Annotated in this window: 8 protein-coding genes, 2 tRNA genes and 3 rRNA genes; 3 read left to right on the plus strand and 10 right to left on the minus strand. The window is 56.0% G+C overall.

All coding sequences use genetic code 11. The features are described 5' to 3' along the window. The first annotated feature begins 140 nt into the window (after nt 1-140). The 3 genes from mksB to mksF are packed head-to-tail and all read left to right on the plus strand — an operon-like array spanning nt 141 to nt 4946. Nucleotides 141-1418, plus strand: a complete 1278-nt coding sequence (gene mksB / locus POF45_RS11190; RefSeq protein ID WP_259496634.1) for an Mks condensin complex protein MksB — start codon at nt 141-143, stop codon at nt 1416-1418. Next, nucleotides 1408-2109 (plus strand): Mks condensin complex protein MksE, encoded by a 702-nt coding sequence (mksE, locus tag POF45_RS11195; RefSeq protein ID WP_282315690.1) that lies wholly within the window; start codon nt 1408-1410, stop codon nt 2107-2109. Before mksB ends, mksE begins: the two co-directional genes overlap by 11 nt. Next, a complete protein-coding gene (gene mksF / locus POF45_RS11200; RefSeq protein ID WP_259496636.1) occupies nt 2106-4946 on the plus strand; it encodes an Mks condensin complex protein MksF in 2841 nt (946 codons plus the stop codon). Before mksE ends, mksF begins: the two co-directional genes overlap by 4 nt. A gap of 204 nt (nt 4947-5150) precedes the next feature. On the opposite strand, the gene POF45_RS11205 is transcribed toward mksF, so the two are convergent. The 10 genes from POF45_RS11205 to msrP all read right to left on the minus strand — a co-directional run bounded on the left by POF45_RS11205 (nt 5151) and on the right by msrP (nt 16327). After that, entirely contained in the window at nt 5151-7454 is a 2304-nt protein-coding gene (locus tag POF45_RS11205; RefSeq protein WP_259496637.1) for a PqiB family protein, read from the minus strand. Further along, nucleotides 7447-8070 carry a paraquat-inducible protein A gene (locus POF45_RS11210; protein ID WP_259496638.1) on the minus strand — a complete coding sequence of 208 codons (624 nt, stop codon included), beginning with the start codon at nt 8068-8070 and terminating at the stop codon, nt 7447-7449. The genes POF45_RS11205 and POF45_RS11210 overlap by 8 nt, the downstream gene beginning before the upstream one ends. Further along, nucleotides 8057-8716 carry a paraquat-inducible protein A gene (locus tag POF45_RS11215; RefSeq protein ID WP_259496639.1) on the minus strand — a complete coding sequence of 220 codons (660 nt, stop codon included), beginning with the start codon at nt 8714-8716 and terminating at the stop codon, nt 8057-8059. The genes POF45_RS11210 and POF45_RS11215 overlap by 14 nt, the downstream gene beginning before the upstream one ends. Before the next feature lie 150 nt (nt 8717-8866). Continuing rightward, nucleotides 8867-8982: ribosomal RNA gene (rrf, locus tag POF45_RS11220) — 5S ribosomal RNA — on the minus strand. Between the two features lie 155 nt (nt 8983-9137). Continuing rightward, nucleotides 9138-12029, minus strand: a 23S ribosomal RNA gene (locus POF45_RS11225). Between the two features lie 236 nt (nt 12030-12265). Beyond that, nucleotides 12266-12341, minus strand: a tRNA-Ala gene (locus POF45_RS11230). Between the two features lie 30 nt (nt 12342-12371). Further along, nucleotides 12372-12448, minus strand: a tRNA-Ile gene (locus POF45_RS11235). Nucleotides 12449-12610: 162 nt separating this feature from the next. Next, nucleotides 12611-14149 (minus strand): 16S ribosomal RNA (locus tag POF45_RS11240). Together the 16S, 23S and 5S rRNA genes with 2 tRNA genes alongside form the textbook arrangement of a ribosomal RNA operon. A 544-nt stretch (nt 14150-14693) precedes the next feature. After that, nucleotides 14694-15314 (minus strand): protein-methionine-sulfoxide reductase heme-binding subunit MsrQ, encoded by a 621-nt coding sequence (gene msrQ, locus POF45_RS11245; protein ID WP_259496640.1) that lies wholly within the window; start codon nt 15312-15314, stop codon nt 14694-14696. Continuing rightward, on the minus strand, nt 15314-16327 hold the full coding sequence (gene msrP / locus POF45_RS11250) for a protein-methionine-sulfoxide reductase catalytic subunit MsrP (RefSeq protein ID WP_282315691.1): 1014 nt from the start codon (nt 16325-16327) through the stop codon (nt 15314-15316). The genes msrQ and msrP overlap by 1 nt, the downstream gene beginning before the upstream one ends. Nucleotides 16328-16371: the final 44 nt, after the last annotated feature.

Raw genomic sequence — 16371 nt, forward strand, 5'->3', positions numbered from 1 at the left:
GCCCGCGCTGTTGATCGATAGACTTCACCAATAGTCTTTCCACCGATGAAAAATGGCGACAGCCCGTCCCGTGAGTGAATCGCATCGTCCCCGATGCAGTACAATCGCGGCTTTTAATCGTCAACCAGCCGGCCATTCCGATGATCGAACCCAAGCGCGTCTTGCGCGCCCTCGCTGAACACTGGTCACTTCTGGAACCACTGTGCGAGCACTTCGACCAGGGCACACTGAGCCTCAACGAACTGCGCGCGCAACTGGCGGCCCAGCAACTGGACAGTACACCGCAGGACATCACCAGCCTGCTGGACGTGTGGATCCGCCTCGACATTCTGGTGCCGGTGGCGAAAAGCCCGAACCGCTTCGAGCTCAATGCGCAGATCCACGACTTTCTTGCTTACCTGCGCCGTGAGCACCGTCTGGGCCTGTGCCTGGAAATAGAAGCCTATCTGCGCCACCTCGAACGGCTGGCCGGTTACATTCAGGACGCCTTCGACATCCGCGACGGCGACGACCTGGCGCGGCAGTTGCGCTTGCTCGATATGCGCGTACGCGACGTCCTGAAAAAACTTGCCAACGACGAACAGGCCCTGGTGGCCGTCGCCGAGCGGGCCAAGACCAGCGACCGGCAGATCCCGTTGCGTCAGCGTTATGCCGAAGTGCTGGCGACCTGGGACGAATATGTCGAACCGATGATCCAGCTGGTGAACGCCGACGGCGCCTTCGAACAAGGCGTGCGCAAGGTCGAAAATGTCCTGCTGAAGATGCTCACCGAGCAGCAGCGCCTCGGCCATCTGGTGGATGACGACATGCTGCTGCGCACCCACGCGCGCATCCTTGAAATGCAGACCAGCGCCCAACTGACCCTGCGTCATGCCCGGGAACTGCTGCTGCCACTGCGTGAAGAAGCCCGCCGGCACAACGCCGTGACTCGCGGCGCCGCACTGGCGCTGGCGGCGATTCGTCGTAAAGGCATCGATGCGGTGCCGCAAGCTGCGATGCCGTTGTTCACCCGACCGCAAAGCACTTTCCTGGGCAGCGCCAGTCAGGTCGAAGCCTACGTTTACGCCCTGGCCCGTTTCGAGCCGAAACCGGCCCGCTTCCCCAAGGCCCACAAGACCCAGAAAGGCGAAGCGCCGCGCGCGCCACGCACGGTTCGGGAAATGCTCGATCGTTGCGAAAACGCCCTGCCGATGCCGGACCTGATGACCTGGCTGCTGGAGCAGGAGCCGGACGGCGCCACCGACGAATTGCTGTACTGGTTCTCCCGTCTTTCCCGGGAGAAACGCTTCAAACGCGAGCGTCTGGAACGCCGCGATTACCACACTCACGAGCATCAGGTCAGCCTGCGCTCCTTCGCCCTGCTCTCGGCCAGTGACAGCGCCGCCGAGAATTCTGCGAGCATCCCCCATGCATCTTGATCTATCCGAACTGTCCCAGCTGGCGCCGATCTTTCGCGAGCTGTTCAAGGGCTACCACGTCAGCCGCCGCGACCCGGAGCTGTACGCACAACTGTCGAACTTTCAGGACCAGTACCGCACGCTGTTCAAGGCGCTGGGGTTTGAACTGGTCTGCGACACCCGAGGTTTCTACTACTTTGTGCCGGATCTGGCCGCCGCGGCGGTGAACAAGACTGCGCAACGTCTGGCACTGTTTACCTTCATTCTCGTCGAGCATCTGGCCGACCAGGGCCGCGACCCGGTCGCCGTACTCGACGGTGGCAGCCTCGGTCGCGATGAATTGCCCTCGTTGCTGGAAAAGTACCGCGACCTGTTCATCCAGGCCGAAGTGCAGACCGTCGAAGAACTCGAAGAAAAAATCATGCGTCGCATGACCCAACTCGGATTCGCCGGCGAAGAAAACGGCATCTACCGTTTCCTGCCGCCGATGCACCGTTTCCTCGACGTCTGCCTGTCGGTCCAGCAAGACCGCGACCTCGCCGCCAGCCTGCACAGCGTGCTGCCGTTACCAGTGCCGGTGCTGATCGATGAAGACAGCGATGAAAAATTGCTGCAAACCGACGACCCGCTGGACCTCAGTGACTTCGAAGAAGAAAGCGAAGAAGACGCCATGGCCCGCGCCATCGCCGAAGAACAGGAGACCGACGCATGAGCAAGGAACGCTACGGCATTCGCCGCTTCGCCCTTTTGAACACCGCCGGTTACAGCCTCGGGCTGTTCCCGCTGGAAGAGCCACTGTCGGTCTATGGCGCGAACAACCTCGGTAAATCCGCATCGATCAACGCCTTGCAGTTCCCGATCCTGGCGCGCATGTCGGACATGAGTTTCGGCAAGTACAGCCTGGAGCAATCCCGGCGTTTCTACTTTGCCTCGGACACCAGTTACATCCTCGTCGAAGTGTCGCTGCCTCATGGCCCGCACGTGATCGGCGTGGTCGGTCGCGGCCCGGGCGGCGGCTTCGGTCACCAGTTCTTTGCTTATGCCGGCAAGCTCGACCTGGCTCACTACCAGAAGAACGACACCTGTCTGCGTCAGAAAGAGCTGTTCAACAACCTTGAGCGCGAAGGCCTGAAAGCCTATGAACTCAAGCCGGATGAACTGCGTCGCTTGCTGGTCGGTGGCCACACCTCGATCCCGCTGGACCTGACGCTGATCCCGCTGCGCTCTACCAGCGAACAAAGCCTCAAGACTTTCCGCGCACTGTTCATCAACTTGCTGCACATGCGCGAAATCACGGCAGCCAAGCTCAAGCAGCTGTTCCTCGATGCCTTCGAACACAGCCTGCGCTCCGGCAGCGTCGATTACATTGCCGCGTGTGAAGAAGCGTTCCGCGATGTAAGACGCATGGAGCAGGACTACAACTCGCTGGTCACCGCAGGCCCGCTGGTCGAGGCACTGGCCTCAGGCGTTGCCCAGCGCAATATCCTGCGCGGCAAGCTGCATCGCATCTCGCCGCTGCTCGATTCGCTGCTCGGCACCTGGTCGGACTACGCCAGTGCGCGCAAGGAAGAGCTGACCATCCAGGCCGAGCACTACCGCAACGAGCAGGACGCCCTGCAAAACGATCAGCGTGGCGGCACTCAGGAATTGATGCGTCTGGAACGGGAAATCACCGGCATTCAGCGCTGGCTTGGTGAGCTGTCGGTACTCAAGCATCGCTTCGCGCTGGTCGATGACGTCAAGGTCCTGGAGCAACAATTGCTCGCGGCCAAGGATGCGCACGATGAACTGGCCGGTGCGCTGGCACAGTCGCGGCAGTTCACTGCTGAAGACCTGGAAGAGCGTCTGCGCGATCTGGAAAAACGCCTGAAGTCGGTGAAACAGCAACTCGATCATGCCGACAACAACAGCTACGCCCGTCTGCGCGAAGAGTTCTCGCAACAGGATGTCGAGCGCCTGATGCGCTTGTTCAACAGTGCGTTGTTCAGCCTGCCACTGGGTGAGCATGGCATTACGCTGGATGAAGACGGTCAGTGGGTCAAATCCATGGAACTGATCCTCGACGGTTTCAAAGGCGAGCGCTTCGAAGTGCCGGGGCTGTCCATCGACATTTCGCACATCGAGCCACCGGCCCTGCAAGCGCTGGCAGACCGCGCGGCGTTGCGCGATCAGAAAGAGCGTCTGGAAAAAGAACTCAAGCAACTCAAAACCCAGCAGGCCGTGGCCGCCGACCGCGCCGCGAGCAAGACCCAGACCGAAGCGTTGTACCAGCAAGTGCTGGACGCGCAGAAAGCCCTGGAAGACTTCCGCCGCGCGCAAACACTGAGCGCCGAGGAAGGCGACAAGCTGGAACAGTTGGCGCAGATGGAAGCGGCGCAGGACGAGTTGAAGCGTTCCAGCGACGCCTTCACCGAACGCGTCCAGCAGCTGTCGGCCAAGCTGCAACTGGTCGGCCGCCAGATCGGTGACATGGAAGCCAAGCAACGCACCCTCGACGACGCCCTGCGCCGCCGTCAGTTGCTGCCGGCAGACATGCCGTTCGGCACGCCGTTCATGGACCCGGTCGACGATTCCATGGACAACTTGCTGCCGCTGCTCAACGACTATCAGGACAGCTGGCAGGGTTTGCTGCGCAGCGACGGCCAGATCGACGCGCTGTATGCGCAGGTCCGCCTCAAGGGCGTGGCCAAGTTCGACAGCGAAGACGATATGGAGCGTCGCCTGCAACTGCTGATCAACGCCTATGCGCACCGTACCGACGAAGCACTGACCCTGGGCAAGGCGCGTCGTGCCGCCGTGACTGACATCGCCCGCACCCTGCGAAACATCCGCAGTGACTACGACAGCCTTGAGCATCAACTGGCGCTGTTCAACCGCGAGATCAACAAGCGTCAGGTCTCCAACCTGCAGAGTTTCCGCATCGTGCTCGCGCCGAACAAGGAAGCGCTGAAACACATCGACCAGATCATCCACAGCGCCGGTCAGTACGAAGAAGGTGAAACACTTTCCGTCTTCGACCTGAGCCAAAGCGCCGATCAGGACAACAAAAACGAAGAAGCCAAGGAGTACCTGGCACGGCTGGTGGCCGCGAACCACAACCAGCTCGGCCTCAAGGACTTGTTCGAGCTGGCGTTCGAGATCACCAAGGTCAATGGCCAGCCGGTGATTCACACCGACATCGATGGCGCCGCCTCCAACGGCACCACCATGACCATCAAGGCGCTGACCAACATGTACCTGTTGCTGCACTTGATGGACCGCGACCAGGCCGGTCGCGTGCGCCTTCCGTACTACCTCGACGAGGCGGCGGACATCGATGAGAAGAACCAGGCCGCGTTGCTGGAAACCAGTTTGCAGCTGGGCTTCGTGCCGATTCTGGCGAGCGTGAAGCCGCAGGTCTGCGCCAGTGTGGCGATTGACCTGGAAGGCGGCAGCGGGCCGAACGGGATCTACATCGATGAGGCAGACTGGAAGTACATTCGCCGGCATGACGAGGTGAAGCCGACGGTCAACGTTGAAGCTGACGAGCCGGAGCTGGATGCGGTCTGATGTGAACCGTCAGATGCAAAAAAGGCCGCGATCCAATGGATTGCGGCCTTTTTTGTGGGCTGTGATTTTCGGTGTTCTTTAGGGCCTCTTCGCGAGCGGGCTCGCTCCCACATTGGTTAGCATCGTTCACAGATTTTGTGCACACAGCAGATCAAATGTGGGAGCGAGCTTGCTCGCGATGGCGGCAGCACAAACACCGATAGATCACTTGCCTAGCGAAATCTTCGGCGCCCAGGTCAGCCACTCATCTTCAAACTTGTCGAACAACGGGAACGTCTGCTCAGGTCGTGCCGGGCTGCCCATGCGCTCACCGTCCGGCGTAGCGAAAGCGATTCCGCCCTGAATCATCGTCTCCAACGATTCAGTGCGCACGGTCGCGCCCTTGAACAGGCCGAAGTCAAAACCAAAGCCACTGGTGTTCCAGAAACGTGTACCGCTGCGAACCAGTGGTGCGTATTTCGGCTCGATCAGGATGTGCACCAGTACACGATCCGCCGTCTGGCCCAATTCATACCCGGTCACCTTGCCCACGGTGATTTCGCGGTACGTCACCGGCACGCCGGTTTTCAGTGAACCACGGCGAGCTGCGCTCAGTACCAGACTCAAACCGGCTTCCTGTTTGGTAGCTTCCGGTGGGTTGGCCAGGGCCACGAAGTTTTTCTGCGGGCCGAGATTCTTCGCAGCCGGCTGTACTTCGATGTATTGCCCGGTCACCAGTGTTTCCAGATTCGATGTCTTGATCAAGCCCAGTTCAGGTTTGACCACCCAGAACTGACTGCCCGCCCGCGCGATGCGTTCTGGCACTTCGGTGATGCGTGCAGTCAGCATTACCGATTGCAGATCATCGCTGAGGTCGACATCTTCGATCTTGCCGACGTCCAGGCCCTTGAAGCGAATCGGCGTGCCAGTGCGCAGGCCATCGGCGCGATCAACCTTGATGGTCACTACGGCGCCCTTCTGACTGGCATCGTCATGGCTGGCGAACAGACGGAAACGCGGAATTTTCTTTTGCAGCGGCGCCTTGGCTTCCGGGGTCTCGAAGGCGATACCGCCAGCCATCAAACTCTGTAACGACTCGCTTTTGACCTGAATACCGCCGGTCAATCCGCCGCTCAAGGTGATGCCACTGGCATTCCAGAACCGCGTCGAGGCGTTGACCAGGCCTTCGTATTCCTTCTCGATATGCACGCCGATAATCAGTTGTTTCTTGGTCTTGGAGAACTGATAGCTCTGGACCGAACCAACCTTGACCTGCTTGTAGAGAATCGGGCTGCCGACTTCCAGCGACCCCAGGTTCTCGGTGAACAACACCAGATGCAGACCCGGCGAACGCAGATCAAGCGGCGGTGCCTTGGGCCGAGCCACGAATTCCCGTTGTGGCGTGGCACCCTTGTCGCCGGGGCGAACGGCAATGTAGTTACCTTTGACCAACGCTTCCAGGCCGGTGATGCCGGCAAGGGAAATCGACGGTTTGACCACCCAGAACTGAGTGCCGGTCACCAGATAGTCCTCGGCCAATGGATCAAGGGTCAGTTCGGCGGTGGCACCGGACAGGTCTGGATCGATCTTCAGTGCTTTCAGATTGCCAACCTGGATGCCTTTGTACATCACCGGGGTGCGACCAGCTTGCAGGCCTTCGAAGTCACTGAGCTTGACCTTGACCCGGATACCGGCCGCGGCGGCATCAAAGTCTTCATAGAGACGGAAAGGCAGGCTCGGATCAGTCGGCGGGCTGTCCTTGCGGTTTTCCGGCGTAGCGAAGGCAATACCGCCAGCAACGATGCTGGCCAGCGACTCGCTACGCACTTTCACACCGGACAGGTTGGCGTCGATGCTGATGCCACTGGCGTTCCAGAAGCGCGTGTGTTTGCGCACCAGATTGGCGTAGGTGGGCTCAATGAACACTTTGAGTTCAACGGTGCTCTGGTCCTCGGACAAGACGTAACTTTTGATCTGGCCGACCTTGATCTGCTTGTAGAAGACCGGGCTGCCACGGTTCAGGGAGCCAAGGCGATCAGCTTTGATGGTCAGGTGCAGGCCTGGCTTGGAGTCCGATAACGGTGGCTCTTCCGCCAGGGCCTTGAACTTGCGGGTCGGCTCGCCTTCGCCAGGGCTGACGGCCACATAGTTGCCCGACACCAGGGTTTCCAGCCCGGTGATACCGGCCAGGGTCACACTTGGTTTAACCAGCCAGAAGCGTGTGTTGGTCTTGAGGTAGCGCTCCACATCCTTGTTCATCTCGACGGTGGCGATCACCCCTTTGGAGTTGCCTTCGTCATCAAGCTTGAGGTTTTTTACCTTACCGACCGACATGCCTTTGTAGACCACTTCGGTCTTGTTGGCCTGGATGCCTTCACCGCTTTCGAAACGAACCTGAATCTCGATCCCGGTCTCGTTGTAGGCACGCCAGCCGAGCCAGCCACCAATGATCAGGGCAATCAGGGGCAATACCCAGATGGCGGACCAGTTCGAAGCCGGTCGGGTTTTAGCGTTAGGCAAATCAGTCATGGTCGTCGTCCGACTCCGTGTTATCCCAAATCAGTCGGGGATCGAAAGTTACTGCGGCCAGCATGGTCAGAATCACCACACTGGCGAAAGCGATAGCGCCAAGATTGGCTTCGACACTGGCAAGCCGTCCGAAATTCACGACCGCTACGAGGATGGCGATCACAAAGATGTCGAGCATCGACCAGCGACCGATGAACTCGATAAAGCGGTACATCCAGATGCGTTGGCGTGCCGAGAGCGGCTGGCGACGTTGCACTGAAAACAACAGCAGTGCGATGCCCACCAGTTTGAAGGTCGGCACCAGAATGCTGGCGATAAACACCACGGCGGCGATCGGGATCATGCCGTGCTGAACCAGTTGGATCACACCCGACATGATGGTGCTGGGATCGCCTTGCCCCAGGGAGCTGACTGTCATGATCGGCAGCACATTGGCCGGGATATAGAGAATGGCAGCGGTAATCAGCAGGGCCCAGGTACGCGCCAGACTGTTTGGGCGCCGTGCATGAACCAACGCACCGCAACGGGTGCAGAGCTGCTCCTCGGTATCGGCGTCCTGCTTGTTCAACTCATGGCATTCGGTACAGATCAAAATGCCCGCATCAATCGCCCGCATGGGCATCTTCTCCTGATAAAGCCTGCCAGATCTGATGAGGTGACATCACAACCTCCAACCAGACCTGAACCAATAACAGACTGACGAAACATCCCAGGCCAAGGCCCACGGTGATGGCTGCCATATCGGCCAGTTTTACGATCGCTACCAGCACGCCCATGAGGTAAACCTCGAGCATCCCCCAATCTTTGAGATGGTGGTAAATGCGGTAGAGCAATAAACCGTAGCCACGCCCGACATCGAAGCGAATGCTCAACAACACGGCGAGCTGACAGAGCAATTTGAGTAGCGGGATCCCCATGCTGCACAGGAACACAATCACTGCGACGCCTTGCATGCCGGTATCGAACAGGCCGACAACGCCGCTCCAGACAGTGTCTTGCGACGATTGCCCGAGTAGATTGAGCTGCATGATGGGTAAAAAGTTCGCAGGGATGTACAACAGCAATGCCGCGATGACCAGAGCAAGGCTGCGCTGGACGACATTGTGCCGATGGGCATAAAGCTCGTAACCGCAACGTGGACAAAGAGCTTTCTCGCCATGGGCGAGTTCCGGCTTGCGCATCAGCAAGTCACACTCATGACACGCCACCAGGTTTTCCAGCGGTATTTCTGACAGCCCTGGGGCGTCGAGCGGCTCAGGCATAAAGGCTCTGTTTCCGAAAAGAGGGGCCTATTCTAGTGTTCCGAGTCGAAAATAACTGTGCAAATTTGTGCCGTAATCGGTACAAGAATTTTTCTTCGGACAAAAACAAAACCCCTACCTGCATACGCAGATAGGGGTTTCGGAATTTAATCTTGACGATGACCTACTCTCACATGGGGAAACCCCACACTACCATCGGCGATGCATCGTTTCACTGCTGAGTTCGGGATGGGATCAGGTGGTTCCAATGCTCTATGGTCGTCAAGAAATTCGGTAGCCAGCTCGTGTTCCTTACGGATCACGCTCCAGCGAATGGGTATGCGATAGATTTGTGTGTTTGTTTCTCGAACTTTCGGTTCGTTTCGTCTTCACACACCGCAATCTGGTGCTCTTTCGAGTCAGCAAATTGCTTGGGTGTTATATGGTCAAGCCTCACGGGCAATTAGTATTGGTTAGCTCAACGCCTCACAGCGCTTACACACCCAACCTATCAACGTCGTAGTCTTCGACGGCCCTTCAGGGGACTCAAGGTCCCAGTGAGATCTCATCTTGAGGCTAGTTTCCCGCTTAGATGCTTTCAGCGGTTATCTATTCCGAACATAGCTACCCGGCAATGCCACTGGCGTGACAACCGGAACACCAGAGGTTCGTCCACTCCGGTCCTCTCGTACTAGGAGCAGCCCCTCTCAAATCTCAAACGTCCACGGCAGATAGGGACCGAACTGTCTCACGACGTTCTAAACCCAGCTCGCGTACCACTTTAAATGGCGAACAGCCATACCCTTGGGACCGGCTTCAGCCCCAGGATGTGATGAGCCGACATCGAGGTGCCAAACACCGCCGTCGATATGAACTCTTGGGCGGTATCAGCCTGTTATCCCCGGAGTACCTTTTATCCGTTGAGCGATGGCCCTTCCATACAGAACCACCGGATCACTAAGACCTACTTTCGTACCTGCTCGACGTGTCTGTCTCGCAGTCAAGCGCGCTTTTGCCTTTATACTCTACGACCGATTTCCGACCGGTCTGAGCGCACCTTCGTACTCCTCCGTTACTCTTTAGGAGGAGACCGCCCCAGTCAAACTACCCACCATACACTGTCCTCGATCCGGATAACGGACCTGAGTTAGAACCTCAAAGTTGCCAGGGTGGTATTTCAAGGTTGGCTCCACGCGAACTGGCGTCCACGCTTCAAAGCCTCCCACCTATCCTACACAAGCAAATTCAAAGTCCAGTGCAAAGCTATAGTAAAGGTTCACGGGGTCTTTCCGTCTAGCCGCGGATACACTGCATCTTCACAGCGATTTCAATTTCACTGAGTCTCGGGTGGAGACAGCGCCGCCATCGTTACGCCATTCGTGCAGGTCGGAACTTACCCGACAAGGAATTTCGCTACCTTAGGACCGTTATAGTTACGGCCGCCGTTTACCGGGGCTTCGATCAAGAGCTTCGCGTTAGCTAACCCCATCAATTAACCTTCCGGCACCGGGCAGGCGTCACACCCTATACGTCCACTTTCGTGTTTGCAGAGTGCTGTGTTTTTAATAAACAGTCGCAGCGGCCTGGTATCTTCGACCGGCATGAGCTTACGGAGCAAGTCCTTCACCCTCACCGGCGCACCTTCTCCCGAAGTTACGGTGCCATTTTGCCTAGTTCCTTCACCCGAGTTCTCTCAAGCGCCTTGGTATTCTCTACCCAACCACCTGTGTCGGTTTGGGGTACGGTTCCTGGTTACCTGAAGCTTAGAAGCTTTTCTTGGAAGCATGGCATCAACCACTTCGTGTTCTAAAAGAACACTCGTCATCAGCTCTCGGCCTTAGAATCCCGGATTTACCTAAGATTCCAGCCTACCACCTTAAACTTGGACAACCAACGCCAAGCTGGCCTAGCCTTCTCCGTCCCTCCATCGCAATAACCAGAAGTACAGGAATATTAACCTGTTTTCCATCGACTACGCTTTTCAGCCTCGCCTTAGGGACCGACTAACCCTGCGTCGATTAACGTTGCGCAGGAAACCTTGGTCTTTCGGCGTGGGTGTTTTTCACACCCATTGTCGTTACTCATGTCAGCATTCGCACTTCTGATACCTCCAGCAAGCTTCTCAACTCACCTTCACAGGCTTACAGAACGCTCCTCTACCGCATCACCTAAGTGATACCCGTAGCTTCGGTGTATGGTTTGAGCCCCGTTACATCTTCCGCGCAGGCCGACTCGACTAGTGAGCTATTACGCTTTCTTTAAAGGGTGGCTGCTTCTAAGCCAACCTCCTAGCTGTCTAAGCCTTCCCACATCGTTTCCCACTTAACCATAACTTTGGGACCTTAGCTGACGGTCTGGGTTGTTTCCCTTTTCACGACGGACGTTAGCACCCGCCGTGTGTCTCCCATGCTCGGCACTTGTAGGTATTCGGAGTTTGCATCGGTTTGGTAAGTCGGGATGACCCCCTAGCCGAAACAGTGCTCTACCCCCTACAGTGATACATGAGGCGCTACCTAAATAGCTTTCGAGGAGAACCAGCTATCTCCGAGCTTGATTAGCCTTTCACTCCGATCCACAGGTCATCCGCTAACTTTTCAACGGTAGTCGGTTCGGTCCTCCAGTTAGTGTTACCCAACCTTCAACCTGCCCATGGATAGATCGCCCGGTTTCGGGTCTATTCCCAGCGACTAGACGCCCTATTAAGACTCGCTTTCGCTACGCCTCCCCTATTCGGTTAAGCTCGCCACTGAAAATAAGTCGCTGACCCATTATACAAAAGGTACGCAGTCACCCAACAAAGTGGGCTCCCACTGCTTGTACGCATACGGTTTCAGGATCTATTTCACTCCCCTCTCCGGGGTTCTTTTCGCCTTTCCCTCACGGTACTAGTTCACTATCGGTCAGTCAGTAGTATTTAGCCTTGGAGGATGGTCCCCCCATATTCAGACAAAGTTTCTCGTGCTCCGTCCTACTCGATTTCATGACTAAGAGATTTTCGCGTACAGGGCTATCACCCACTATGGCCGCACTTTCCAGAGCGTTCCGCTAATCTCAAAGCCACTTAAGGGCTAGTCCCCGTTCGCTCGCCACTACTAAGGGAATCTCGGTTGATTTCTTTTCCTCAGGGTACTTAGATGTTTCAGTTCCCCTGGTTCGCCTCTTAAGCCTATGTATTCAGCTTAAGATAACCATCTTATGATGGCTGGGTTCCCCCATTCAGACATCTCCGGATCAAAGTCTGTTTGCCGACTCCCCGAAGCTTTTCGCAGGCTACCACGTCTTTCATCGCCTCTGACTGCCAAGGCATCCACCGTATGCGCTTCTTCACTTGACCATATAACCCCAAGCAATCTGGTTATACTGTGAAGACGACATTCGCCGAAAATTCGCGATTAAACTCACAAATTTTACCTTAGCCTGATCCGTTACCAGTGAAAGTAACGTTCAGTCTATCTTTCTATCACATACCCAAATTTTTAAAGAACGATCTAATCAAAGACTAGAAATCAACATTCACCATCACAATGATGGAATGCTCATTTCTAAGCTTTAAACGCTAGAAGCAGTTAGTGGTGGAGCCAAACGGGATCGAACCGTTGACCTCCTGCGTGCAAGGCAGGCGCTCTCCCAGCTGAGCTATGGCCCCGTATTTCTACAGGCGTTTCCCACACAAAATTGGTGGGTCTGGGCAGATTCGAACTGCCGACCTCACCCTTATCAGGGGTGCGCTCTAACCAACTGAGCTACAGACCCAATTTCGAGCTATAAGGCCGACCTCACCCTGCTCTTTACCGCCAAGCATGGGGTGCGCTCTAACCAACCAAGCTACAACCTGTTAAGGCTGCTTCTTTATCGTCTTCTTCAATGAATCAAGCAATTCGTGTGGGAACTTATGGAGCAGCTGATGTCGTCGATTAAGGAGGTGATCCAGCCGCAGGTTCCCCTACGGCTACCTTGTTACGACTTCACCCCAGTCATGAATCACACCGTGGTAACCGTCCTCCCGAAGGTTAGACTAGCTACTTCTGGTGCAACCCACTCCCATGGTGTGACGGGCGGTGTGTACAAGGCCCGGGAACGTATTCACCGCGACATTCTGATTCGCGATTACTAGCGATTCCGACTTCACGCAGTCGAGTTGCAGACTGCGATCCGGACTACGATCGGTTTTCTGGGATTAGCTCCACCTCGCGGCTTGGCAACCCTCTGTACCGACCATTGTAGCACGTGTGTAGCCCAGGCCGTAAGGGCCATGATGACTTGACGTCATCCCCACCTTCCTCCGGTTTGTCACCGGCAGTCTCCTTAGAGTGCCCACCATAACGTGCTGGTAACTAAGGACAAGGGTTGCGCTCGTTACGGGACTTAACCCAACATCTCACGACACGAGCTGACGACAGCCATGCAGCACCTGTCTCAATGTTCCCGAAGGCACCAATCCATCTCTGGAAAGTTCATTGGATGTCAAGGCCTGGTAAGGTTCTTCGCGTTGCTTCGAATTAAACCACATGCTCCACCGCTTGTGCGGGCCCCCGTCAATTCATTTGAGTTTTAACCTTGCGGCCGTACTCCCCAGGCGGTCAACTTAATGCGTTAGCTGCGCCACTAAGAGCTCAAGGCTCCCAACGGCTAGTTGACATCGTTTACGGCGTGGACTACCAGGGTATCTAATCCTGTTTGCTCCCCACGCTTTCGCACCTCAGTGTCAGTATCAGTCCAGGTGGTCGCCTTCGCCACTGGTGTTCCTTCCTATATCTACGCATTTCACCGCTACACAGGAAATTCCACCACCCTCTACCATACTCTAGCTCGTCAGTTTTGAATGCAGTTCCCAGGTTGAGCCCGGGGATTTCACATCCAACTTAACGAACCACCTACGCGCGCTTTACGCCCAGTAATTCCGATTAACGCTTGCACCCTCTGTATTACCGCGGCTGCTGGCACAGAGTTAGCCGGTGCTTATTCTGTCGGTAACGTCAAAACACTTACGTATTAGGTAAATGCCCTTCCTCCCAACTTAAAGTGCTTTACAATCCGAAGACCTTCTTCACACACGCGGCATGGCTGGATCAGGCTTTCGCCCATTGTCCAATATTCCCCACTGCTGCCTCCCGTAGGAGTCTGGACCGTGTCTCAGTTCCAGTGTGACTGATCATCCTCTCAGACCAGTTACGGATCGTCGCCTTGGTGAGCCATTACCTCACCAACTAGCTAATCCGACCTAGGCTCATCTGATAGCGCAAGGCCCGAAGGTCCCCTGCTTTCTCCCGTAGGACGTATGCGGTATTAGCGTCCGTTTCCGAGCGTTATCCCCCACTACCAGGCAGATTCCTAGGCATTACTCACCCGTCCGCCGCTCGCCACCAGGTACAAGTACCCGTGCTGCCGCTCGACTTGCATGTGTTAGGCCTGCCGCCAGCGTTCAATCTGAGCCATGATCAAACTCTTCAGTTCAAACATCTTTGGGTTTTTAAGAAACCCTAAACTTGGCTCAGCAATCGTTGGTTACATCTTTGATTTCTCGCGGAGTAACTTGTGATGCTGATAATCTTGTTGACTATCAGTCTGACTCCACAAGCACCCACACGAATTGCTTGATTCAGTTGTTAAAGAGCGGTTGGTTAAGATCTTTCGTCTCAACCGAGGCGCGCATTCTACAGCAGCCTCTGTTGCTGTCAAGCGGTTATTTTCAGAAGTTTTCAAAGTTTCCTTTGCAACTTCAACCACTTGCGCTTCCGATCTCTCGTTAGCGGGAGGCGAATTCTACAGCGTTACACGCTGCTGTCAACACCTCTTTTTCTCCGCTTTCGACCGAGAAGATCGAACCGTTAAAAGAGCAAAACAACACCACTCTTTCAACTCCTTCTGGGCTTCGATGACCTGAAGCAACTCGCTGTCGAAAACTGCGTAACTCTTTGTTTACCAAGGAGTTTTCCGTTTCGACTGCGCCGGAAGTGGGGCGAATTATAGACTTCCAGAATCTGCCGTCAAGCACTGATTACGCTTTTGTTGCAGAAGATGACTTTTTAACTGTTAAGCGAGGGATTCGACGGGTTACAGGCGGCAAACGCAGCACTGACAGCAGCCCCCCTATAGAAGCGTAAACCACCCACTCCTTCAGATCGGCACGAACAATCCACAACATATGCAACAAACCCAGCCCAAGAACCAAATAGACCAGCCGATGCAGCTTCCTCCAGAGAACGCCCAACCGCCGTTGACTATAGCGATTGGAGGTCAACGCCAACATCAATAAACAAAGAAACCCCAGCATACCGACAATAATGTAAGGCCTCTTGCGCAACTCGACCCCCAGCTGCGACCAGTCGAAACCAAGAATAAACGCCGTGTAGCCACTCAGATGCAGGACCACATACGCAAAGCACCATAACCCCAACTGGCGACGGACCGAGACCCACCCCGCCCAACCGGTCAATTTCTGCAAAGGCGTCATGCTCAACGTGATCAGCAACAGTACCAGCGTCCCCAGCCCAAGCCTGTCAACCAGCACCTTGCCTGGATCAGGCCCCAACTGTTCAGTCCAGGCCTGAAACAACCAAAACAATGGCCACACTGCCGCCGCAATGAAGACACCCACACGCCAGAACGGATATCGCATCAATAGTTCTTCCGCAAATCGAGCCCTGCATATATAGAGGCCACCTCATCGGAGTAACCATTGAACATCTGCGTGTCACGCACATTGGGCTTGAACAGGCCACTTGGCAAACGCCGCTCCCGCGCCTGGGTCCAGCGCGGGTGATCAACCGTCGGGTTCACGTTTGCATAAAAACCATACTCGTCCGCCGCGATACTCTGCCAGGTCGTCTTTGGCTGCTCGCTGACCAGACTGATTCGCACGATGGATTTGATACTCTTGAAGCCGTACTTCCAAGGCACCACCAGCCGCAACGGCGCACCGTTCTGATTCGCCAGCTCACGCCCGTACATGCCCACCGCCAGAATGGCCAATGGATTCATCGCCTCGTCCAGACGCAGCCCTTCTATATAAGGCCAGTCGATCAAGGCAAAACCTGATCGCTGCCCTGGCATGGTCTTGGGGTCCTGCAAGGTTTCGAAGCGAATGTATTTGGCATTGGACGTTGGCTCGACTTCCTTGAGCAAAGCCGAAAGGGGAAACCCGATCCAGAGAATCACCATGGACCAGGCCTCAACACAGCGCAGACGGTAGATCCGCTCCTCCAGCTGATAAGGCTTCATGAAGTCTTCCAGCGCATACCGCCCCGGCCTGCCAACCTCCCCGTCAACCACCACGCTCCATGGCTCGGTTTTCAGCGCGCCGGCATTCGCTGCCGGATCGCCCTTATCGGTGCCGAACTCATAGAAGTTGTTGTAGTGGGTCGCATCCTTGAACGGCGTGATCGCTTCATCCTTGACGTTCACCGCTCCCCATTGGGTAGAGGGCAGTTTGCCGGTAAACCAGGACGGCGCATTATCCGGCTCAACGTCGGCATAACGAGCAGCTTCGTCGGCGCAGGCCCAACGGGGAAGACCGCTCACAGCCAAACCGGCCATGGCCGCGCCTAGCACGTTGCGACGAGAGAGATAGAGAGATTCAGGCGTGACGTCTGACTCATGGCAATCAGACGCTTTGGAGACTTTGATCAGCATGACAACTCCGCAGCATTGGAGGACAGATGCACCAATAGACTGCG

The sequence above is a fragment of the Pseudomonas fungipugnans genome, assembly GCF_029955235.1.
GTDB lineage: Bacteria > Pseudomonadota > Gammaproteobacteria > Pseudomonadales > Pseudomonadaceae > Aquipseudomonas > Aquipseudomonas fungipugnans.

What these genes read in the sequence shown, in the direction of transcription:
- mksE (WP_282315690.1), top strand. Translation starts at nt 1,408, where the DNA reads ATGCATCTTGATCTATCCGAACTGTCCCAGCTGGCGCCGATCTTTCGC.
- mksB (WP_259496634.1), top strand. Translation starts at nt 141, where the DNA reads ATGATCGAACCCAAGCGCGTCTTGCGCGCCCTCGCTGAACACTGGTCA.
- POF45_RS11210 (WP_259496638.1), bottom strand. Translation starts at nt 8,070, where the DNA reads ATGCGGGCGATTGATGCGGGCATTTTGATCTGTACCGAATGCCATGAG.
- POF45_RS11205 (WP_259496637.1), bottom strand. Translation starts at nt 7,454, where the DNA reads ATGACTGATTTGCCTAACGCTAAAACCCGACCGGCTTCGAACTGGTCC.
- mksF (WP_259496636.1), top strand. Translation starts at nt 2,106, where the DNA reads ATGAGCAAGGAACGCTACGGCATTCGCCGCTTCGCCCTTTTGAACACC.
- POF45_RS11215 (WP_259496639.1), bottom strand. Translation starts at nt 8,716, where the DNA reads ATGCCTGAGCCGCTCGACGCCCCAGGGCTGTCAGAAATACCGCTGGAA.
- msrP (WP_282315691.1), bottom strand. Translation starts at nt 16,327, where the DNA reads ATGCTGATCAAAGTCTCCAAAGCGTCTGATTGCCATGAGTCAGACGTC.
- msrQ (WP_259496640.1), bottom strand. Translation starts at nt 15,314, where the DNA reads ATGCGATATCCGTTCTGGCGTGTGGGTGTCTTCATTGCGGCGGCAGTG.